The 19,766-nt window shown below is 39.6% G+C and carries 26 protein-coding genes; 19 read left to right on the plus strand and 7 right to left on the minus strand.

Annotation, left to right across the window (positions count from 1 at the left end; translation table 11 throughout):
- From PZE06_RS12015 to PZE06_RS12045, 7 genes are all read left to right on the plus strand, one after another.
- Window positions 1–907: hypothetical protein (locus PZE06_RS12015; protein WP_275791689.1), on the plus strand; the 907-nt coding region annotated here is incomplete at its 5' end.
- Window positions 908–924: 17 nt separating this feature from the next.
- The gene (locus PZE06_RS12020) at window positions 925–1,227 is read left to right on the plus strand and encodes a hypothetical protein (protein WP_150915907.1); all 303 of its coding nucleotides are present in this window, start codon (window positions 925–927) and stop codon (window positions 1,225–1,227) included.
- Window positions 1,227–1,370, plus strand: coding sequence for a hypothetical protein (locus PZE06_RS12025; RefSeq protein ID WP_275791690.1), 144 nt, complete (start codon window positions 1,227–1,229; stop codon window positions 1,368–1,370). Before PZE06_RS12020 ends, PZE06_RS12025 begins: the two co-directional genes overlap by 1 nt.
- 1 nt (window position 1,371) lies before the next feature.
- On the plus strand, window positions 1,372–1,527 hold the full coding sequence (locus tag PZE06_RS12030; protein ID WP_191963705.1) for a hypothetical protein: 156 nt from the start codon (window positions 1,372–1,374) through the stop codon (window positions 1,525–1,527).
- Between the two features lie 219 nt (window positions 1,528–1,746).
- On the plus strand, window positions 1,747–1,947 hold the full coding sequence (locus PZE06_RS12035; protein WP_150915906.1) for a BhlA/UviB family holin-like peptide: 201 nt from the start codon (window positions 1,747–1,749) through the stop codon (window positions 1,945–1,947).
- Window positions 1,947–2,741 (plus strand): N-acetylmuramoyl-L-alanine amidase, encoded by a 795-nt coding sequence (locus PZE06_RS12040; RefSeq protein ID WP_150915905.1) that lies wholly within the window; start codon window positions 1,947–1,949, stop codon window positions 2,739–2,741. The genes PZE06_RS12035 and PZE06_RS12040 overlap by 1 nt, the downstream gene beginning before the upstream one ends.
- Window position 2,742: 1 nt before the next feature.
- Window positions 2,743–2,976 carry a phage holin gene (locus PZE06_RS12045; RefSeq protein WP_150915904.1) on the plus strand — a complete coding sequence of 78 codons (234 nt, stop codon included), beginning with the start codon at window positions 2,743–2,745 and terminating at the stop codon, window positions 2,974–2,976.
- 45 nt (window positions 2,977–3,021) lie between these two features.
- Here PZE06_RS12045 and PZE06_RS12050 read toward each other — a convergent pair whose 3' ends face one another.
- Window positions 3,022–3,597 carry a DUF5067 domain-containing protein gene (locus tag PZE06_RS12050; protein ID WP_150915903.1) on the minus strand — a complete coding sequence of 192 codons (576 nt, stop codon included), beginning with the start codon at window positions 3,595–3,597 and terminating at the stop codon, window positions 3,022–3,024.
- 126 nt (window positions 3,598–3,723) lie between these two features.
- Here PZE06_RS12050 and PZE06_RS12055 point away from each other — a divergent pair, with 126 nt between their 5' ends.
- A complete protein-coding gene (locus PZE06_RS12055; protein WP_150915902.1) occupies window positions 3,724–3,927 on the plus strand; it encodes a helix-turn-helix transcriptional regulator in 204 nt (67 codons plus the stop codon).
- Window positions 3,928–3,940: 13 nt separating this feature from the next.
- Here the strand turns inward: PZE06_RS12055 and PZE06_RS12060 are convergent, their stop codons facing one another.
- The 5 genes from PZE06_RS12060 to PZE06_RS12080 form a co-directional block, all read right to left on the minus strand.
- A complete protein-coding gene (locus tag PZE06_RS12060; protein ID WP_225315195.1) occupies window positions 3,941–4,546 on the minus strand; it encodes a hypothetical protein in 606 nt (201 codons plus the stop codon).
- Between the two features lie 15 nt (window positions 4,547–4,561).
- Entirely contained in the window at window positions 4,562–5,677 is a 1,116-nt protein-coding gene (locus PZE06_RS12065; protein WP_150915901.1) for an FtsK/SpoIIIE domain-containing protein, read from the minus strand.
- Complete coding sequence (locus PZE06_RS12070; protein ID WP_150914195.1) at window positions 5,674–5,862, minus strand: hypothetical protein; 189 nt, start codon at window positions 5,860–5,862, stop codon at window positions 5,674–5,676. The genes PZE06_RS12065 and PZE06_RS12070 overlap by 4 nt, the downstream gene beginning before the upstream one ends.
- 1,067 nt (window positions 5,863–6,929) lie before the next feature.
- On the minus strand, window positions 6,930–7,037 hold the full coding sequence (locus tag PZE06_RS29845) for a DUF4177 domain-containing protein (RefSeq protein ID WP_142946935.1): 108 nt from the start codon (window positions 7,035–7,037) through the stop codon (window positions 6,930–6,932).
- A 320-nt stretch (window positions 7,038–7,357) separates the two neighbouring features.
- Window positions 7,358–7,846 carry an SRPBCC family protein gene (locus tag PZE06_RS12080; protein WP_095310210.1) on the minus strand — a complete coding sequence of 163 codons (489 nt, stop codon included), beginning with the start codon at window positions 7,844–7,846 and terminating at the stop codon, window positions 7,358–7,360.
- A 191-nt stretch (window positions 7,847–8,037) separates the two neighbouring features.
- Between PZE06_RS12080 and PZE06_RS12085 the strand changes: the two genes are divergently transcribed.
- On the plus strand, window positions 8,038–8,268 hold the full coding sequence (locus PZE06_RS12085; RefSeq protein ID WP_225315194.1) for a DUF3951 domain-containing protein: 231 nt from the start codon (window positions 8,038–8,040) through the stop codon (window positions 8,266–8,268).
- A gap of 324 nt (window positions 8,269–8,592) precedes the next feature.
- Window positions 8,593–9,600, plus strand: coding sequence for an aminoglycoside phosphotransferase family protein (locus tag PZE06_RS12090; RefSeq protein ID WP_150915900.1), 1,008 nt, complete (start codon window positions 8,593–8,595; stop codon window positions 9,598–9,600).
- 116 nt (window positions 9,601–9,716) lie between these two features.
- On the opposite strand, the gene PZE06_RS12095 is transcribed toward PZE06_RS12090, so the two are convergent.
- Window positions 9,717–10,172, minus strand: coding sequence for an ImmA/IrrE family metallo-endopeptidase (locus tag PZE06_RS12095; protein WP_170943579.1), 456 nt, complete (start codon window positions 10,170–10,172; stop codon window positions 9,717–9,719).
- 259 nt (window positions 10,173–10,431) lie between these two features.
- Between PZE06_RS12095 and PZE06_RS29850 the strand changes: the two genes are divergently transcribed.
- From PZE06_RS29850 to gpmI, 9 genes are all read left to right on the plus strand, one after another.
- The gene (locus tag PZE06_RS29850) at window positions 10,432–11,250 is read left to right on the plus strand and encodes a MerR family transcriptional regulator (protein ID WP_150915899.1); all 819 of its coding nucleotides are present in this window, start codon (window positions 10,432–10,434) and stop codon (window positions 11,248–11,250) included.
- Between the two features lie 65 nt (window positions 11,251–11,315).
- Complete coding sequence (locus tag PZE06_RS12105; protein WP_150915898.1) at window positions 11,316–11,999, plus strand: DUF554 domain-containing protein; 684 nt, start codon at window positions 11,316–11,318, stop codon at window positions 11,997–11,999.
- Between the two features lie 93 nt (window positions 12,000–12,092).
- Window positions 12,093–13,427, plus strand: coding sequence for an RNA polymerase factor sigma-54 (rpoN, locus tag PZE06_RS12110; protein WP_150915897.1), 1,335 nt, complete (start codon window positions 12,093–12,095; stop codon window positions 13,425–13,427).
- 25 nt (window positions 13,428–13,452) lie between these two features.
- Window positions 13,453–13,713 carry a glutaredoxin family protein gene (locus PZE06_RS12115; RefSeq protein WP_150915896.1) on the plus strand — a complete coding sequence of 87 codons (261 nt, stop codon included), beginning with the start codon at window positions 13,453–13,455 and terminating at the stop codon, window positions 13,711–13,713.
- A gap of 118 nt (window positions 13,714–13,831) precedes the next feature.
- A complete protein-coding gene (locus tag PZE06_RS12120; protein WP_095310197.1) occupies window positions 13,832–14,854 on the plus strand; it encodes a sugar-binding transcriptional regulator in 1,023 nt (340 codons plus the stop codon).
- A gap of 73 nt (window positions 14,855–14,927) precedes the next feature.
- Window positions 14,928–15,935 carry a type I glyceraldehyde-3-phosphate dehydrogenase gene (gap, locus tag PZE06_RS12125; RefSeq protein ID WP_095310195.1) on the plus strand — a complete coding sequence of 336 codons (1,008 nt, stop codon included), beginning with the start codon at window positions 14,928–14,930 and terminating at the stop codon, window positions 15,933–15,935.
- Window positions 15,936–16,143: 208 nt separating this feature from the next.
- On the plus strand, window positions 16,144–17,328 hold the full coding sequence (locus tag PZE06_RS12130) for a phosphoglycerate kinase (protein WP_150915895.1): 1,185 nt from the start codon (window positions 16,144–16,146) through the stop codon (window positions 17,326–17,328).
- Window positions 17,329–17,462: 134 nt separating this feature from the next.
- On the plus strand, window positions 17,463–18,224 hold the full coding sequence (gene tpiA / locus PZE06_RS12135; RefSeq protein WP_095310191.1) for a triose-phosphate isomerase: 762 nt from the start codon (window positions 17,463–17,465) through the stop codon (window positions 18,222–18,224).
- Entirely contained in the window at window positions 18,217–19,752 is a 1,536-nt protein-coding gene (gpmI, locus tag PZE06_RS12140; RefSeq protein ID WP_150915894.1) for a 2,3-bisphosphoglycerate-independent phosphoglycerate mutase, read from the plus strand. Before tpiA ends, gpmI begins: the two co-directional genes overlap by 8 nt.
- The last annotated feature ends 14 nt before the right edge of the window (window positions 19,753–19,766 follow it).

The following is a 19,766-nucleotide window of genomic DNA, read 5'->3' on the forward strand; positions in this document are numbered from 1 at the left end:
GCGTAATTCCGTGTTTTGTGTCATTAAATCCAAAGGAATAGTGGTATTTCAGATTGATTCATCAAGAATTGCTGCATTTGATATGGTTTTAGGTACTCAACTGTGGGACCAGCGCATCGGTACAGATGCCCCTCAGCCAACCTCAATCATATCTATTGGATACGACAGCCGAAGAAATAAAATCCACGTTAGATACAGAACTACGACATACACAATTAATCCGGACGGTAGCGACTTAACTGAACTACCTTCAACCGAAAGAAACAAACATGGTCTATATTTTGAAAAAGAGGATTTATGGTTTAATAATATTAGCACTAGCCAAATGGCTAAAGTCAATGGGGAGACGGGTGATATTATAGCGACTACGGCACTTTCGAGTGCAAATTTATTGCCGATAAGAGTAATTAAAGATAAGTATCTTTGTTTTTTAGTTCAATACACGTCTCTATCAAATTATATCGCTTTATACGATACCAATTTAAATCGTATAATACACGAATCAACAGGATCGTATAACGATTTTGTTTACGCTAATATCACAGATGATTTAACTAAAATGGTAAGGGTGTCCCAAACGATTACACTACCAACGGGACAAACTGAACATCGAGGCACTTTAACTATTTATGTAAGGTCTGTTGATATAGAAAACGGAACTACATCACCGTTATACAACCGATCCCCTGCTTTTACTTATGGTACAAGCGCCGGTGGATCTGTTTATGCTGGGTGCGCATTATTGGATGATTATCGACTTGCGTATTTTCAATCGTCTAACAGTAGTAGAATCGTAGCGTATATTGAGATTGTTGATTTAAATGACCTATCAAACATACTTTATTCTTCCAGGAATAACGACGACCCATTGTATAACGTTTATTTTGTGTATCCAACATCGCAATAAGAAAGGTTGTGAAAAATGTGGGGCGAATATTTATAAAGGTCAATGATTTGGGTGAGGTCTACTTTGTTGATTACTTTCCGTTTGCAGGAGGAAAAACAGAACACGAACTGTTGCTAGAAGGGTTTTTAATTGACCAAATGCCGCAGCCCGAAGAAGGGAGAGAGTTTATAAGGATGTGGGATGGGTCGAAAATATATTACAAATACCTCGATACTCGACCAACCGTTGATGAAAAAATAGAAGCGGTAAGGAAAGATTTAGACAGCGCAATAATTGAGTTAACTTTATTAATGGTGTTACAACAGGAAGGTGACAAATAGTGTTTAGCGATAAGTCAATCACAGTACAGGCATGGATAAGACAAATCAAACAAGGGGCGGTGACATTTAATGATGTTCCGGCTCTTTTTAATTTGCGCGATGTTGTGGGTAGTATTTTGGATATTAATAAGGAGGTTGAATAGGATGTTTAACGAAAACAGTATCATTGTAAAAACGTGGTTTACGGCGGTAATGAGCGGAGTTTATAAGTACAGAGACGTACCAAACCTTTCAAACTTACGAGAAGAAGTAGCGAAAAAACTCATCGAAATGGGATACGATATTGAAAATGAGGATTAATTTATTGGAGGTGTGTATATGGGTATAGGGGGCGTAATACTTTCATTATTGATTTTATTGATAGTATATACTCTCGTAGGGATTGTAGTATACCGAAGAACACGAAATCCCATCCTTGTTTTTTCCTCAATTTGGTTTTGTTTTGCTTTATTTATTATATCGTACTATTTTGTGTTTAATACATTATTGAATCAATGACAACTAATCGGAGGTGCATCGATGGATGCGGAAACTACTAAATATTTTCTAACGCAGGGGCCATTCGCGATATTGTTCGTATGGCTCCTTATTTACGTCATGAAAACGAACAAGGAGCGCGAGGGACGTCTACACGACTTACTCGACAAATTCAGCGAAAAGTACGACGTCGTTATCGACGAACTACGCGAAATTAAAAATCGCATGGGAGGCGGTCAATAATGGTCAAGGTTTTTATCGACGCAGGACACGGCGGTTCCGACCCCGGCGCAGTCGGCAACGGACTCCGCGAAAAGGATTTAACGCTAACCATCGCCAAGCGCATCGAAGCGCTGTTGCTCGCAAATTACAGCGGGGTAACTGTACGGCTCAGTCGCACGGGCGACCAGTCGTTAACGCTCAAGCAGCGCACGGACGCAGCCAACGCTTGGGGCGCCGACTTTTTCCTATCCGTTCATATCAACGCAGGCGGCGGCACGGGCTACGAGGATTTCGTACACACGTCGGCAAGCGCACGCTCGGTAGCGATTCAAGACGCGCTACACAGCGAAATTATGGCGAGTATTCCTGGCGTAAAAGACCGTGGCAAGAAAGAGGCAAACTACGCCGTGCTGCGCGAATCAAAAATGCCGGCGGTGCTAACGGAATGCTTATTTATCGACAACGCAAGCGACGCCGCAAAACTAAAACAGGCGTCATTTATCGAACAACTGGCGCAAGGACACGTCGCAGGCATTGCGAAAGCTTTCAAGTTAGCGCAAAAGCAGGCGGCAAATAGCGCCACTAAACCGAAGGAGGCGGACAATTTGTATAAACCATCCGTAAAGGCATTAACAAACGCAACATCCGTCGTGCTTAACCGTTTATCAAACGCTGACGTACACGGCGACAAAGCGCTCGACCCGTCATGGCGGGCGAAGTTACTTGCGGGCGAGTTGACGGATAGCGACGCAATCGGGTTGATTTATCGGGCGCTCGAACAAGGTTTGATTCAAGGCGAAAAGGGGGCGAAGTAGAATGTCGAAGAAAAACGAAGTTAAGCCGATTACAGCGGGAACAGTGTCGCGCTTTGTGTTGCTCGCATTGGCGCTCGTTAATAGCGGGCTGGAAATGGCGGGGTATAGCGTGATACCGGTCAACGAGGAAGGCGTTAGCACGTTTATTTCGCTGGCGTTTCTCGGCGGTGCGTCGTTGTGGGCGTACTGGAAAGATAATGATGTAACGGAGAAGGCGCGCAGCAAAGGCGAATAATTTAATAAAAGCCCTTACTCTTCGCGGAGTAGGGGCTCTTTTTCTTTATTTTAAATTGAAAGTTTGTTCTCCTAATTTTTCTCCCATAACACCTTGAGACGCAACTAATGTTACCGGAGTTTCGAGGTCGTCTAGTTCATAAGCTATCGCATTCTTAACAGTGCCGTCTTTCTTAATAGTTTGCATCTGACTATCAAGAAATTGTTCGTCTGGAAGCGACCCCACATCAAGGGTGTTTACTGCATTAGGGTCGTTGTCTTGAATCGCTTCAAATACAGCAATCCAAGCAGTTCCGGGGTTAATATCTTTACCACTTAAATTGGTAGTATCGTACCAAATTGCAAAAACAGGTTTTTCTCCATATTCATTTCCTGTTTCGCCCGGTTGTATAACTTTAGTATCAGTTATTTTAATTTTTAAATCTATTAATTTAACTTCGTTATCTTTAAAATAAACTTCCTCATCTTCGTTACCCTCATCGGTATTTACTTCCGTCTCATTAGCAGTATTTTCTTCTTGCTTAACCTCGTTATCATCTTGTTTTGCCGCCTCATTTTCTCCGCATGCTGCTAGAAATCCAACTAACAAAATAATAAAAACGCTTACGAAAACTTTTTTCATAGTATTTCCCCCTTTACTTAAATTATAACAATACTAATTTAGCATTATTTACTAAAAACATCAACAAAACATTATTCAAAGGAATAATTATATTTTTGGCGAATTTAGTATCGAGGTGATAGTTTTATGTCAATTAAAAATAATCTTAAAAACATACGCCACGACCATCGTATGAATCAGAAAGAATTTGCCGAATTTCTTAATTTGAGTGTGTATTCATATAACCGATATGAAAAAGGAGTGCGACAGCCCTCGTTGGAAGTGGCGTTGCAAATTTCGGAAAAGACACGTCGTCCGGTTAATGATATATTCTATCTATCGTGTGAATGATCCTTGTTTGACTTTAGGTAATGGCGATTTTTATCGGACGTGGTTTCAATGACTCTACAAATTCCGTAAAGCTTTGCGCTTGAAACACGCGAAACGGCGCGGTTTTTAATTCGTAGATATGCTCCGATAGTATGAGCAAATGCGGAAACGGCTTCGGCAGTAAGTCGCTGCGGCACAAGTCGATGTACCGGTCGATTTTTTCACGCATTTGCTTTTCCGTATAAATCGTGCGTTGCACCTCGATAAAAAAGTCGGTCTTGCGAAACCTCGCGAATACGTCCGGCTCGGCAACACCTTTGCGCCCGAATTTCGGCTCAACACGAAACGACTCAAGAGCGCCAAGCTTGCGCATTTCTTTGTAAACGTCGAGTATCGACAGCCAATGGTGAATCTTTGCGCTATTACGTTTGATGCGTAAGTCTGCGCCATAATATACGTAAGGTTGCACGTGCGTAGAGCGCTGTATATGTCCGTCGCGTAGCAGGCGCAACAGCACCGAATTTGTGGCGTTTATTGGACGTTTAAGGTTGGCGAAGTGCAATTCGGCTATGCTGTCGCGGTCCATTACGCGAAACCGGTTTAAATCGGCAATTATCGCTTTATCGCGTTTAGTCAACAACGTAATCCCTCCCGTCTAGTCGTTAAAAACGTCCTTTTCTGTTAGTGGCGCGACTTTCTTGACCTTTCCTTTCGCAATCACAAACGGATTTAGCAATTCGCGCGCTTGCTCCATCGTTAAATAAGGAGCTTGGATTTCGTACAATTTATCGCTATTCATAATAAACCGTCCTTGCGTTTCTATTTCGTTTGCGCCCGGCGTATTAACGATTCGTGATTCAGTTATGTCGCGTAATTTAAAGCCCATGCTAACGGTAAGGTTTGCGCGAATAGTCGTGTCGAGAACTTTTGCGTTAGGGCGTTGCATCGAAAGGATGGCGAACACTCCGAGCGTGCGACCAATCGCGACCACTTCCGTTAATATGTCCATAATATCGGCGTCCTTCCGCAGCATGACGAATTCATCGATGGCAACTACGAGGTACGGTACGCGATGTTCCGCCGGCAACTCGTCAATATGACTGACGCCAAACACTTCCGTTAAGTCGCTTCGTCGGTCGAGTTCGGTTTTGATTTCGCAGAGCATTTCGCGAATGTCATGCGGACTACTTAACACGCACTGAACGTGTTCAACGTTACGGAACAAGTGAAACTCCGACTTTTTGCAATCGCCGAGATACAGCCGCAAGTCGCTCGGCTTTTTCGTGAGGATAAGCGTCGTAAGAATCGACCGTAACTGCGTTGACTTGCCTGAACCTGTTTCGCCGGCAATCAAAATATGCGGCTGTGTCGTAAGGTCGAACGATACGTATTGCCCCGTGCGGTCTTTGCCGCAAATGATGCCGAGTTTATGGTCGGCGACGACCGGTAGTACAGCGTCGATTTTATACGCTAATTTTACGGGTATTGTCGTAGTAAAAACGGTTAACCTAAATCGCTTGATGTCTCCTTCCAGTTCGATTGATTTGCCGAAATATTGCCGGAATATATAGGCGTTTTTCGTGATTAATTTCGGGTCTAGTCCGTTGGGTAGCGTAAAGATAATCGAAGTAAATTGCGGGAATAATTTGACGGAGTGTATTTTCGGAAAGAAAGGACGTTCGGCATCGCCGAGAAAAAGACCCGCCGATTTAAATACGTTGATGAGTCGTTTGCGGTATTTAAGTTTCGTAAGTGTATCGCGTAGGGTCATCGTAACCACCCGAGCAATGCGTTTGTTTCGATAAAGTAGACGCCGGCAAGCAAAGCCGCCAGTGGTAGGGCGATTCTTAGCGCCGTGCCTAGCGCATGGAATCCGTATGAATCGAGCGTCTTGTCGAGACAGGCGAGCGCAACCGTCGCGCCTCCGGCGACCAGTAGTGTCGGTGTAAATAACATTTTGTTTCCTCCTTTTAACACGTCAGTATTTTCGCGTAGCTGCAGGGTTCACGACGGCTGAACCGCGGTAAGCCTACTGATTAGCTACTCGGTAAATACTTATGTTGCGACCGCGTTAAAATTGCCTGTCTTTATAATAAAATTATACGAAATTATAAGATGCGGGAGGACAACGGTATGAGTTTGCGATGCCTCTGCGTTTGCTTTATCCGACAAATTACGATATTATATAGGTAACGTTAGGCTTCGGTTTTTGATGAAATAGCGCGTAGTGGTTACGGTGGAAACCTCGAGGAAAGGCGTCACGACAACGTTTATTAGCTGATACATCCGTTAGTGGTGCAACGGATAGCACGTAAGATTCCGGTTCTTAAAATGGGGGTTCGATTCCCTCCGAGGGCGTACTGTATGTTTTAGAGAGTTAGATTAAAAAGCGTCAATTCCAATAGTATCAAGGGATTGGCGCTTTTTTGTTTTTTGTGAAATCCTAATGAAAACAAGAGTTTTCGAATTCATTTTGCATTTTTTTGCATTTTTCCCATTTGATTTTTAGGTTTCGATTAGTTGTTCGGGGTGAACAATACATCCAGTATTTATTCCACTGCTTATATATTTGATGGTGTTTGCAAAGAATTATGAAATAAAAAAATAGAGGAATCACCTCTATCCATTAATAAAACAAGTAATAAGGTTGATTTGCATAATAGGCATAACAATCAGGTCTACAGTTACAGAGTCTTGCTCTACCGAGTTCGTCATAACAAGTGTCGCAGCACCATTGCATGAAATGGTGGTGTAAAGGATGAACAAAAACCACAAGCAGTCACCTCTAAATATCTGATAGCTAATTAATTTTATGAATTTATTGAGGTTAAAGTACTATATGTTCAAGCCTGTTTACAGAAAATCCTGTAAAGATTAATAACACCCGATGTTGGGTGCTATCGAAAAATGGTCAGTTATTTTGGGTTATGCACAACAATGGCGAAATTAAACTTGTCTTTCGAAAATTATTTCCATCGTCAGAGCTTGACCACCTGCAGCAAAAGGAAGACTTATAAGTTGTTTTAGCTCCATCCTTCTTTTGCATGGTTATGGTTAATTGCTTGGTAATCCTCCTTCGGCTTGCCATTTAACGCACCGACAGGTATTGTAACAAATTTATATTCGTACACAAAAATCACTCCTTACGAATTTTTATTAATAAGTTTACCAGAAGGAAGGCAACGTATGTGAACCTTTTGAAGTTCATTCGAATATGAGATGCAATGAAAAATAAATGCAAAAGTAAGGAATGGTCAGGATAGTTAGATACATGTTTTTTAATTACAGTAAATTTCTCATCACAATACATCTCCTTTTAACCCTTATTATAAATGGAAAGGGAGATTAAACATATTTCTTATGTTGTATCGAGATAATCTAGTGATGCAAAATGAATCGGATAAAAAACCATCTAATTTTAATAAAAAATGTTTTTTGAGATATTATCTTTTCAGGGTTGGCAACACAAATTGCCTTCTCCTTTTTCTATAGCAGATTTTAAGCTATTTAGGACACTGGACCATGCCATTTCGTGCCAGTTGATAGCTTCGCCCCAGTCATCATTATCCTGAAATCCCAAGTGTTTAATGATCACCTTTGTAGAATCTTCATTTATTGATGTGAAGCTTACATTAACAGTAGTCAATTTAGTTTCATGGTTCATTAATGTATCAAATTGGTCTGGTCCTTTCCAAGTAAATTGTAGCTCATTTTCCCAAGTTAGTTTAGTTATTTTACATCCCTTTGTATTCATACCTGTTTTGTTTCCAGGTACAAAATAAAGTTCGTATGCGCCGCCTACTTTAGCTTCTATTTCGGTTTCAGGTGCGAACCATTCCGATACTCTTTCTGGGATTGTCCAAGCATGCCAAACTAAACTTATTGGTGCGTTAATTGTTACTTCTTTCATAATAGCCTTATCATTTGCGATCGATGTCAAAGAATCACTCCTTATGGATATTTTACATAAAAATAGTATCATTATTAAGAAAATAAAAAAAGAACTATTTTTTAAATAAAAGGTAGGGTAGTTAACGAGTCAGTTTACGACCAGAACAATAAAGAAATAAACAAGGATGGAAATAGTATTCCTTTTCAAACGTATAGTAGAGCATAAGTAGGAGGGAAAATGTGAAGATATTATTGATGTGCGTTTTAGTATTTTCAATTTCATTAGTCTTAGTAGTTATCTTGATTGCTTATAAAATAATTAAAAAGAAATCTGTTCCTGAAAATATCTATACACCTTTTGATTATATAACATCACAAGTCCCGAGTGAATTTCATGAAGAAAAAGAAGAGGAAAAAGAGGAGAATGATGAAATAGGTGACGACAACGATAAGAATATCCATAAATATTAAGTAACAAAAAAATAGAAATTAATAAAAAATATCCTCACAAAAATAAATGGTACTTTTTATTTTGGCTTTGTTAAACAGAATTGCTGATAGAATGATTTTTGGCATATTTTGTGTGAAGCTATACGCCTTTCAGTGTCCTTAAGCGGTTCTTAATAGATTCCCACATAGGGCTGTTATTTACAGGATAAAACAGAGTTTTTTAATTTGGGAATTGTCCATTTCATTTAGTATTTAAACTTTAAAAAAGGGGTTTTAGTACATAAATAGAATATGGTATTTGGTGACATATTTAGAAAAGGACCTTAAATCGAAAGAGGGAATGATATGACTTCAAAAATTATCTTTGCATCCAATAAACTAGGTACATTAGAAGATCAACAAATACAGGATATGCTAAGTAAGTTCAATTTGGGGAAGCTTGTTTCTTTTAAAAAAACTGACCATGGAGCAATGGGGCAAACACTGTTTGTAACATCGAATAAAGGAAATTATGTTTTTAAAGGGAATCCACTTTATGAAGGCCAATTGATAGAGGAAAGATACTTTATTGAAGAAATGGATAAGCGAACTGATACCGTTGTTCCAGCCCCTTACATCATTGATGACTCGAATGAGATTTTCGGCTGGAGTTATGCGATTATGCCAAAATTAAAGGGAGAGCATTTAAATTCCGAAATATTGAAAAATAGTCTAAAAAAAGAAGATAAATTAAAGATAGCTGAATCAATAGCTGAAACACTACGTTCATTTCACGAGTGGAGGGTTAATGAATGTGGAGAACTAAATGTTCAAGATTTTACTATTACTCCGTTTAGAGGTTCTTATCCAAAATGGCTTTTTAATAGAATTCGCTACTGGTTAGACGATGCGAAAAAGTACTCAAAAATTTCCAATCAAGATATAGCTTGGGTGGAAAAATTATTAGTTGATTCTGAGGAAAACTTTAAGGCATTTTCCAGCCCTACATTCGTAATGGGGGACTTTAAACCAGGGAATTTTTTAGTAGATGGTGTGGATGACTGGAAAGTAAGTGGTGTTTTTGATTTTACGAATTCTTATTTTGCAGACCCTATTTCAGATCTAATCAAAATGATAACCTATTATACAGATAACGATGAAGAGGAACTAGCAAAACATTTAGTGGACACGTATTTTAATAAGGTGGAAAATAGGGAAGATATAATTAAAAGATTAAAAGTACATATGCTTCATCAAAGGTTATTAGATTGGGGGAGCGCAAAAGCGACGAAAATGGTGACGTGGGATGATGATTTACCATTTTTTATGTGGGTCAAAACATATACGGATTTGATTGAAAATATCGTAGAATAATGAATAGATGCCCTGTAATCGAATAAATGCACATGAATGTTATCTTATTGACTTGAAAAGAAAATAAGTAAACAAAAGGGGCTTTTCGACAGCCCCAAATGTGCGCTATCAAACTATTACAAAAACCACTCGATGCTTCCCAGTCGTTCCTTCAGCAGTGCAAATCCATCGACTTTATGCTTGTGAGTGAGCTCTAATCGGTAGCTGGCAAACTCCTCGGTAACGACAAAATGGTCAGCAATATCGGAGATCAATACGGGTTCACTAACAGCTGCTGCATACACTTGCTTTAAAAAAATGGCAGGCATGAGCAAATAAGCGGCCATTCTTTTTGCTTGGTTTTCCATTTTTGAGATAGAATGCTTGTCCAAATTTAATTGTGAAGCATAATGTGAATAGCAGTGGCAAAATTCCTCAGCGAGCAGTATTTTTTTCTCGACAGCGTCTAACTCTGAGCTTATATAAATAATCCCTCTTCTTGCCTTTGGCTTCGGAATGGAAAAGGCTCTCAGATGTTTAATCGCATCAAAGTCTATTTGCGGCTCCAAAAATTCAGAACTTAAAGGTTTCACTGAGACACCGTGTCTCCAGCAAATATCATATATGTCGATTTCATCGGGACTCTGATAATTAAAGTGGGAAAGCACCTTATTAAAGGGTTAATAAATGGATGATTTTCTCTCGCTCACTTTTTCAAAAAAACGATGAAGCGATCGCCGTATCAAAGTTAATATATATCGATTAGGAATAGAAAAAGTTTCATTTATTAAAAAAACATAGTGGAAGACAGTGATATTTTGATAATATAAATTTTTCAAAAGGAAGATTTAAGTGAAGAATAAATTTTCAATTGGAGAAATGGCCAAGCTTCATAATACGACAATAAAAACTCTGCGTTATTATGATGAAATAGACTTATTGAAGCCTATTTATACGAATAGAGATAACGGCTATCGATATTATTCAACAGAACAATTCGAGCATTTAAATACGATTCAATATTTAAAGGAGTTAGGCTTTGCATTAAAGGATATTAAAAGACATTTGGAACAAAGAAATATCGATGATTTTTTAAAGTTGTTAGAAGAGCAAAAACGAATAACTGAAGAAAAAATTAAAGAACTAACACGAATTAAGGACAGATTTCAAAATCGAATCAAGGATATTAAACTTGCAAGAGAAGTTAAAGAGGTTGGCTTCCCGTTTATAAAAAAGTTAGCCGAGAGAAGAATCGTGAGATTAATGGATACAATTAGTTCAGAACCAGAATTGGAAGTATCCTTGCGACGATTAGAGAACCAGGCGAATAAAAATTCTTCAATATTTATTGGGGGAGTAGGTTTAACGGTGGGAATAGACGATATCGTCAACCACAAGTTCGATGAATATAACTCGATCTTTAATATATTGGAAAAAGAGGACATTCAGAGTTCTTTTGTGACAACCCTTGCAGAAGGGATGTATGCCTGCATTTTTTATAACGGAAATCATAGCGATTCTCCGGCATATTATAGATACCTACTAAAATATATTCATGATAATGGTTTCGAAGTTAGCGGAGATTCCATTGAAAGGACAATTATTGATCATTATATTTCTGGTAATAAAAAAGACTATTTAACGGAAATACAAATACCAATAAAGTGTTGACCCTCCTCTTGCAGGAGGGTCTATATTTTTTTGTATGGAAATATAAGAGCAAAGGGGAAGTAATGATGTTTGGAACCATCTTTAATACGCTCATGGTAGTAATCGGTTGCATGGTCGGAAGTTTCTTAAAACGGGGGATAAAAGAGGCGTATCATAATATATTGATGCAGGCTATGGGATTGGTCGCGTTAGGATTAGGGATTAATGCACTCGTACACCATTTGCCCTCTAGTAAATATCCTGTCCTTTTTATCGTAAGCTTAGCTGCGGGAGGATTGTTTGGGAAATGGATGAATTTGGAAGAAAGGTTTACCTTCATAGTGAGTAAATATTCCAACGGCCATTTAGCTGAAGGCTTGGCGACGGCTATTTTATTATTTTGCATGGGGACACTGTCGATTATTGGTCCGATAGAGGCAGCATTGAAAAAAGATTATACGTATTTGCTTGCAAATGGGATGCTAGATGGAATTACTTCGATTGTGTTAGCCTCTACATTTGGTATCGGTATTATGTTTTCTGGAGTGATCTTATTTTTTTGGCAAGGTTCTATTTATTTGATGGCTTTGTTTATGGAAAACTCCATAAACAGTGATCTTCTAAACGAATTGACGATAGTTGGAGGGATTTTAATTATAGCGTCTGGTTTAGGTATTCTTGGGATTAAGAAATTTAATACTTTTAATCTTTTGCCGTCCATATTGGTTCCTCCAATTTTCTTTATGATTATTCAATTGCTCCATTTTTAATTTTTTGAATCAATCTCACATCTCAACAAAATAATATTTCAATTCACCAATCCCCACAATTTAAGGTAAAATAACAGTAAGGGGGGATATGAGATGGATTTGAAGCCTGGTTTATGGCAACAGCAAACTTTGAAGTTGACGATGACGCAAGAATTATCTCAGGCGATTGCCTTATTACAATATTCCACACAAGAGCTGACTTCTTTTTTGGAAGAAAAGGCGAATGAGAATCCCCTGTTAAAAATTGAATCTGAACATGTTCGGACGATGGATCCACGGAAGGATCGTTCTAAGAGAAAGACGATGAAGGTGGAGAAGGATAAGCAAAGTTGGATCGAACAGATTGGAACGGATAATAAATCATTGGACACGTATTTATTGTCGCAAATAAATATGAAGCAAGTCGATGAACGAAAAAGACTTATAATCCAAGAAATGATTTTTTACATTGATGCAAATGGCTATCTTTGTGCGACGGTTGATGAGATTGCGGAAGATTTGCGCAGTACAAATGAGGAAGTAGCAGCGTGTTTAAGTATTATACAAAGTTTAGAGCCGGCTGGAATTGGGGCAAGGGATTTAAAGGAATGCTTGTTGCTGCAATTGCAAAGACTTGAAAAGAGATATGAATTGGCAGAAACCATCGTGAAGGAGCATTTTGCGCTTTTTGCTGAAAAAAAGTGGAAGGAACTCGGAAAGCTTTTAGCGGTTACACCCGGAGAGATTCAGCAAGTGTTTGATTTTATTCAAACATTGATTCCGCGACCAGCGCTTGCTTTTCAGAATGATAAAGCGATTTATATAACGCCGGATGTGGTCGTTAAGCGTGAGGGTGAGGCGTTCACGATTAGTATTTTTGATGAAGTTTTACCTAAAATAAGCTTTAATGAAGAGTATTATAAACAGTTTTCTTCCTATAAAGACAAGCAGGTTAATCGCTTTTTGCAAGAAAAGCAGCAGGATTATTTTTGGATTGTCAAGGCGTTGGAACAGCGAAAAGAAACGCTCACAAAAGTAGCGATAAAAATTGTAGAAAAGCAGCATGACTTTTTTATGAAAGGACCAGCCTATTTAAAGCCGATGACGATGAAGGATGTAGCCGAGGAGATCGGCGTCCACGAATCAACGGTCAGCCGCGCTGTAAGGGAAAAGTATGCGCAAACTCCATTTGGCTTATGTGAATTGAAGTATTTCTTTTCCAGCACGATTCAAACAACTTCCAGTGAAAATGCCTCGTCACAACAAGTGAAGGACATTATCTCGAAGCTCGTCGCCGAAGAAAATAAGCAAAAGCCATTGTCCGATCAAGAAATTGTCAAAGAGCTCAGCAGTAAGCATGGAATAGTCGTCTCTAGGAGAACGATTGCAAAATATCGCGATCAATTGGGCATTCCTTCTTCTTCAAAAAGAAAGCGCTATGAAATATAAAAATTATGAAAATAAGGGGATTAAGGTGAAAACAATTGTAAAACTATACACAAGAAATGGCTGTCACCTTTGTGAAAAAGCGAAGGCGATTCTTTTAAAATTGAAAGAGAGATATGATTTTCATTATATTGAAGCCGATATTGACAAAAGTGATGAGTTAACCGAAAAGTACGGAATGATGATACCAGTAGTAGAAATTAATGGAGAAGAGGTCCAGTTTGGGCAAATTGATGAACTTTTAGTTGAACAGGTATTAAGGGAAAATAATTCAAGCTATTTAAGTTGAAATCTCAGATCACCTCTGCTAAAATGAAATCGTGGCAAGGGTGATTTTTTTTGACTTAAGCGGGACATCATATGTCCATAGGGGACAAAAAAAGACCACTCGAAAAAAGGAGCAAATCATGAAATACTCATTGATTGACATTCAAAAAAGATTATTACCTGATTTACTTCCTGTTATGCAAAGAAGATTTGACATCTTGCAGTACATAAGTTTGATGGAGCCGGTTGGGAGAAGGAGTTTATCCGTAAGCTTAGGGATAACAGAAAGAATTCTTCGGGCTGAGGTTTCGCTGCTGAAAGAGCAGAATCTTATTCGTATCGCTAATGTGGGGATGAGCTTAACTACTGAAGGACAAAAGGTATTAGAGGGACTCACGAATACGATGAGAGAGCTTAAAGGTTTGAATTCATTGGAGATTCAAGTGCAGAAAAGCCTTGGTGTAGGAAAAGTCATCATTGTATCAGGAAATAGCGATGATTCTCCTTGGGTCAAAAGTGAATTGGGCAGGGCATGTGCTATTTGTATGAAAGGGATACTTGCAGGAGAAAATATTATTGCTGTTACTGGGGGTACGACCATGGCTGCTGTTGCAGAAATGTTAACTCCAGAATTAAGCAAGGAAATGGTTTTTGTCCCTGCAAGAGGTGGGATTGGCGAAGATGTACAAAATCAAGCTAATACCATTTGTGCGAAGATGGCTGAAAGAACACAGGCCAAACATCGTGTTCTCTATGTTCCTGATCAGGTAAGCAGTGAAATGTATCAAACGATTGTGAAAGAACCGCTTATTCATGACGTACTAACCTTAATTAAATCAGCTAATATTGTTTTGCATGGGATTGGAGATGCTATTACAATGGCGGAACGTCGAAAGACAAGTCCTGAGGATCTGGCGAAGCTTCTTGAGCGCAAAGCAGTTAGTGAGGCATTCGGTTATTACTTTAATGAAGCGGGGGAAATCGTTCATAAAGTCCATACAATTGGGATGCAGCTGGACGATTTAGCAAATGTTGAACATGTCATTGCAGTAGCTGGAGGAGCTTCGAAGGCTAAAGCGATTCGCTCCTACATGAAGCAAGTGCGGCCTAATACGATTTTAATAACGGATGAGGGCGCAGCAAAGGAATTGTTGAATATGTAAATTTCACAATGTGAATTTTACTTAATCAGGCTAAAATTTTAGCCTAATTTATAAATTTGAGGAGGAAAAAATAATGGCAGTAAAAGTTGGTATTAATGGTTTTGGTAGAATAGGTCGTAACGTATTACGTGCAGCTTTAAAAAATCCTAATGTTGAGATTGTAGCAGTTAATGACTTAACTGATGCAAACATGCTTGCACACCTTTTAAAATATGATTCTGTACACGGAATTCTTAATGAAGAAGTTTCTGTTGATGGAGATTCTTTAGTAGTAGGCGGCCACAAGATTAAAGTTCTTGCTGAACGCGATCCGGCTCAACTTGGTTGGGGAGACCTAGGTGTTGAAGTTGTTGTTGAATCTACTGGTCGTTTCACAAAGCGTGCAGACGCTGCTAAGCATTTAGAAGCAGGTGCAAAGAAAGTAGTTATCTCTGCTCCAGCATCTGATGAAGATATTACAATCGTTATGGGTGTTAACCATGATAAGTATGATGCAGCAAACCATCATGTTATCTCTAACGCATCTTGTACAACAAACTGTTTAGCTCCATTCGCTAAGGTTCTTAACGATAACTTCGGCATTAAGCGTGGTATGATGACAACTGTTCACTCATACACAAACGACCAACAAATTCTTGATTTACCACATAAAGATTACCGTCGCGCACGTGCAGCTGCTGAAAACATCATTCCTACAACAACTGGTGCTGCAAAAGCTGTATCTTTAGTATTACCTGAATTAAAAGGTAAATTAAACGGTGGAGCAATGCGTGTTCCAACTCCAAACGTTTCTTTAGTAGACTTAGTTGCTGAGCTTGATAAAGACGTAACGGTTGAGGAAGTAAATGCTAAGCTTAAAGAAGCTGCTGAAGGTGAATTAAAAGGAATTCTTGGTTACAGCGAAGAGCCACTAGTATCTGGTGACTACAACGGTAACCCTAATTCTTCAACAATCGACGCTCTTTCTACAATGGTAATGGAAGGCAGCATGGTAAAAGTGATCTCTTGGTATGACAACGAGTCTGGTTACTCTCACCGTGTCGTAGACCTAGTAGATTACCTTGCACAAAAAGGTCTATAATTTAACCATTTTTTCATAAAGTTCTTGTCAAAATTACTTGGATATTAACATTTGTAGTCTATAATGGTAAAGGGAAAGAGTGCATAAATTTTCCACCATTTGTGCATTGCTATAAAGTGTTAATAGTCGAATAACGAAAAAGCGGGGAGCGGGGAAGATTCCCCCTCTCCTTTTTCTATGTAATCCCCGATAACAAGGAGGTCTCAAAATGAACAAGAAGAGTGTTAAGGATATTGATTTAAAAGGGAAACGCGTTTTTTGTCGAGTGGATTTTAACGTGCCGATGAAAGATGGGCAAATTACCGATGAAACTCGTATTATAGCAGCGCTTCCGACGATTCAGTACTTGGTCAATGCAGGTGCGAAGGTCCTGTTAGCGAGTCATCTAGGCCGTCCAAAAGGTCAAGTTGTCGAAGAGCTGCGTTTAACTCCAGTAGCGAAGCGTTTGTCTGAATTGCTTGGCACAGAAGTAAAGAAAACGGACGAAGCTTATGGTGAAGCAGTTCAAGCTGAAGTAGCAAAGTTGAACGATGGCGATGTTCTTCTTCTTGAAAATGTTCGCTTCTATCCTGGTGAAGAAAAAAATGATCCGGAATTAGCGAAAAGCTTTGCTGAGCTAGCAGATGTGTATGTCAATGATGCATTTGGTGCTGCTCACCGTGCTCATGCTTCTACCGAAGGAATCGCACACCATTTGCCAGCGGTTTCCGGCCTCCTAATGGAAAAAGAATTAGACGTACTTGGTAAGGCGTTGTCTAATCCTGAAAGACCTTTTACAGCGATTATTGGTGGAGCGAAGGTTAAAGACAAAATCGGTGTCATTGATAATCTTTTAGAAAAAGTGGATAACTTAATTATTGGCGGAGGGCTTGCTTACACATTTGTAAAGGCTCAAGGCCATGAGGTTGGGAAATCCCTTTTAGAAGAGGATAAGATTGAGCTAGCGAAAGAGTTCATGAAAAAGGCTGAAGAAAAGGGCGTTAAATTTTTCATGCCAGTTGATGTGATCGTAGCAGATGACTTTTCTGAGGATGCTAATACGAAGGTTGTTCCAATTGAAGAGATTCCTGCCGACTGGGAAGCGCTTGATATTGGACCAAAGACAAGTGAACTTTATGCAAAAGTGATTGAAGACTCAAAGCTTGTCATTTGGAATGGACCGATGGGTGTATTTGAATTGAATAAATTCGCTGGTGGTACAAGAGCGGTAGCGGAAAGCTTAGCTGAAGCAAACGATACATATTCTGTAATTGGTGGAGGCGACTCTGCAGCTGCAGTTGAAAAATTCCATCTTGCTGATCGCATGAGCCATATTTCTACAGGCGGTGGCGCTTCCTTAGAATTTATGGAAGGAAAAGAGCTGCCGGGTGTTGTTGCTCTTAATGATAAATAAGAGGGCTCTTTTCTTGTTGCGATTTAGGATCTGGAGAGTAAAGAGCTAGCGAGAGCTTCAAATCAATTTTTAGCGGTAAAATCGGCTATTGAGTGTTTATGAAAGTAGCCAAAAAGTAGAAAGGGTGAATTCTTTTGCGTAAACCAATTATTGCAGGAAACTGGAAAATGCATAAAACACTCTCAGAAGCGAAAAGCTTTTTGGAGGAAGTAAAAGGCTTAGTGCCAGCAAAAGAAAAAGTGGACTCTGTTATTTGTGCACCTGCGCTATTTTTAGATAGTTTAGTTGAACTTTCGAAGGAATATGATGTGGAAATTGGTGCTCAAAACATGCACTTTGAAGAAAGCGGTGCTTATACAGGCGAAATTAGTCCTGTTGCGCTAGCTGATCTTGGCGTAAAATATGTCATTCTTGGGCATTCAGAACGTCGTGAAATGTTCAATGAAACGGATGATGCTGTAAACAAGAAAACATTAGCTGCGTTCAAGCATCAGTTAACACCGATTGTTTGCTGTGGCGAAACGCTAGAAGAGCGTGAAAATGGGCAAACAAATGAGCTTGTTGGGAATCAAGTGAAACAAGCGCTAGTTGGGTTAACGGAAGAGCAAGTGAAGCAAACGGTTATCGCCTATGAGCCAATTTGGGCAATCGGAACAGGTAAATCTTCGACTGCTGAGGATGCCAACGAAGTATGTGCGCATATCCGCACCGTTGTCGCTGAACAATTTTCTCAAGATGTGGCGAATGCTGTCCGCATTCAATACGGCGGTAGCGTAAAGCCTGCTAATATTAAAGAGTATATGGCACAGCCTGATATTGATGGAGCCCTCGTTGGCGGAGCAAGCTTAGAAGCAAGCTCATTCCTTCAATTATTGGAGGCAGGCCAATATGAGTAAGGCACCTGTAGCGTTAATCATTTTGGACGGGTTTGCTTGTCGTGATGAGGTAAAAGGGAATGCCGTTGCTCAAGCAAACAAGTCCAATTTTGATCGACTTTGGAAACAATTCCCCCATTCTCATTTAACGGCTTCTGGTGAGGCTGTTGGTTTGCCAGATGGGCAAATGGGGAACTCAGAAGTAGGGCACTTAAACATAGGTGCTGGACGAATCGTCTATCAAAGCTTAACTCGAGTGAATTTGGCCATTCGCAACGGAGAATTTGGAGAAAATGAAACCTTTAACGATGCGATTAACCATGTGAAAAAAAATGGCACAAGTCTTCATCTTTTCGGGTTGCTTTCTGACGGCGGAGTGCACAGTCATATTCAGCATATGTATGCTTTGCTAAAGTTAGCAGCAGATAAGGGAGTGGAAAAAGTGTATGTTCACGGCTTTTTAGATGGTCGTGATGTTGGACCACAAACGGCACCTACATACATTAAGGAAGCTCTGGAAAAAATGAAAGAGTATGGAGTCGGTGAGTTCGCAACGATTTCTGGTCGTTACTACTCTATGGACCGCGATAAGCGCTGGGAACGGGTTGAAAAATCCTACCGAGCCATGGTGTATGGTGAAGGTCCAAGCTATACGGACCCATTACAATTAATCGAGGATTCGTATGAAAAGGGAATCCACGACGAATTCGTTCTTCCTTCTGTAATCACAAAGGAAAATGGCGAGCCAGTTGCAACGATTGAGGATAATGACGCTGTAATTTTCTATAATTTCCGTCCTGACCGTGCGATTCAAATTTCCAATACGTTCACGAACAAGGATTTCCGTTCTTTTGATCGTGGACCGAAGCATCCGCATAATCTTCATTTTGTTTGCTTGACACATTTTAGTGAAACAGTTGATGGTTATGTTGCATTTAAACCAACAAACTTAGATAATACTCTTGGAGAAGTGTTATCGCAAAATGGGCTGAAGCAGCTTCGTATTGCGGAAACAGAGAAATATCCGCATGTGACCTTCTTTATGAGTGGAGGACGTGAAGCAGAATTTCCGGGTGAAAAACGCATCTTAATCGATTCACCGAAGGTTGCTACATATGATTTGAAGCCAGAAATGAGCGCGTATGAAGTAACAGATGCTTTATTGGCTGAAATTGAAGCTGACAGTGTTGATGCGATTATTTTAAACTTTGCGAACCCTGACATGGTAGGGCATTCTGGAATGCTTGAGCCAACGATTAAGGCTGTGGAAACAGTTGATGAGTGTCTTGGTCGCATCATGGATTTAATTTTACAAAAGGGTGGGGCCGCGATTATTACAGCTGACCACGGAAATGCCGATGAAGTCATTACGATGGAAGGCAACCCGATGACTGCCCATACGACTAACCCCGTTCCGGTAATTGTAACGAAGGAAGGGTTAGAGCTTCGTAACGACGGTATTCTTGGAGACTTAGCTCCAACAATGCTTGATTTATTGAATTTGCAAAAACCAGCCGAAATGACTGGTACGAGCTTAATTAAAAAATAACTTTTTAGGAGAGA

The sequence above is a fragment of the Robertmurraya sp. DFI.2.37 genome (assembly GCF_029211245.1).
Classification (GTDB): domain Bacteria; phylum Bacillota; class Bacilli; order Bacillales; family Cytobacillaceae; genus Robertmurraya; species Robertmurraya methanolica_A.

What these genes read in the sequence shown, in the direction of transcription:
- PZE06_RS12030 (WP_191963705.1), top strand. Translation starts at nt 1,372, where the DNA reads ATGTTTAACGAAAACAGTATCATTGTAAAAACGTGGTTTACGGCGGTA.
- PZE06_RS12035 (WP_150915906.1), top strand. Translation starts at nt 1,747, where the DNA reads ATGGATGCGGAAACTACTAAATATTTTCTAACGCAGGGGCCATTCGCG.
- PZE06_RS12040 (WP_150915905.1), top strand. Translation starts at nt 1,947, where the DNA reads ATGGTCAAGGTTTTTATCGACGCAGGACACGGCGGTTCCGACCCCGGC.
- PZE06_RS12045 (WP_150915904.1), top strand. Translation starts at nt 2,743, where the DNA reads ATGTCGAAGAAAAACGAAGTTAAGCCGATTACAGCGGGAACAGTGTCG.
- PZE06_RS12050 (WP_150915903.1), bottom strand. Translation starts at nt 3,597, where the DNA reads ATGAAAAAAGTTTTCGTAAGCGTTTTTATTATTTTGTTAGTTGGATTT.
- PZE06_RS12055 (WP_150915902.1), top strand. Translation starts at nt 3,724, where the DNA reads ATGTCAATTAAAAATAATCTTAAAAACATACGCCACGACCATCGTATG.
- PZE06_RS12065 (WP_150915901.1), bottom strand. Translation starts at nt 5,677, where the DNA reads ATGACCCTACGCGATACACTTACGAAACTTAAATACCGCAAACGACTC.
- PZE06_RS12070 (WP_150914195.1), bottom strand. Translation starts at nt 5,862, where the DNA reads ATGTTATTTACACCGACACTACTGGTCGCCGGAGGCGCGACGGTTGCG.
- PZE06_RS12090 (WP_150915900.1), top strand. Translation starts at nt 8,593, where the DNA reads ATGACTTCAAAAATTATCTTTGCATCCAATAAACTAGGTACATTAGAA.
- PZE06_RS12105 (WP_150915898.1), top strand. Translation starts at nt 11,316, where the DNA reads ATGTTTGGAACCATCTTTAATACGCTCATGGTAGTAATCGGTTGCATG.
- rpoN (WP_150915897.1), top strand. Translation starts at nt 12,093, where the DNA reads ATGGATTTGAAGCCTGGTTTATGGCAACAGCAAACTTTGAAGTTGACG.
- PZE06_RS12120 (WP_095310197.1), top strand. Translation starts at nt 13,832, where the DNA reads ATGAAATACTCATTGATTGACATTCAAAAAAGATTATTACCTGATTTA.
- gap (WP_095310195.1), top strand. Translation starts at nt 14,928, where the DNA reads ATGGCAGTAAAAGTTGGTATTAATGGTTTTGGTAGAATAGGTCGTAAC.
- PZE06_RS12130 (WP_150915895.1), top strand. Translation starts at nt 16,144, where the DNA reads ATGAACAAGAAGAGTGTTAAGGATATTGATTTAAAAGGGAAACGCGTT.
- gpmI (WP_150915894.1), top strand. Translation starts at nt 18,217, where the DNA reads ATGAGTAAGGCACCTGTAGCGTTAATCATTTTGGACGGGTTTGCTTGT.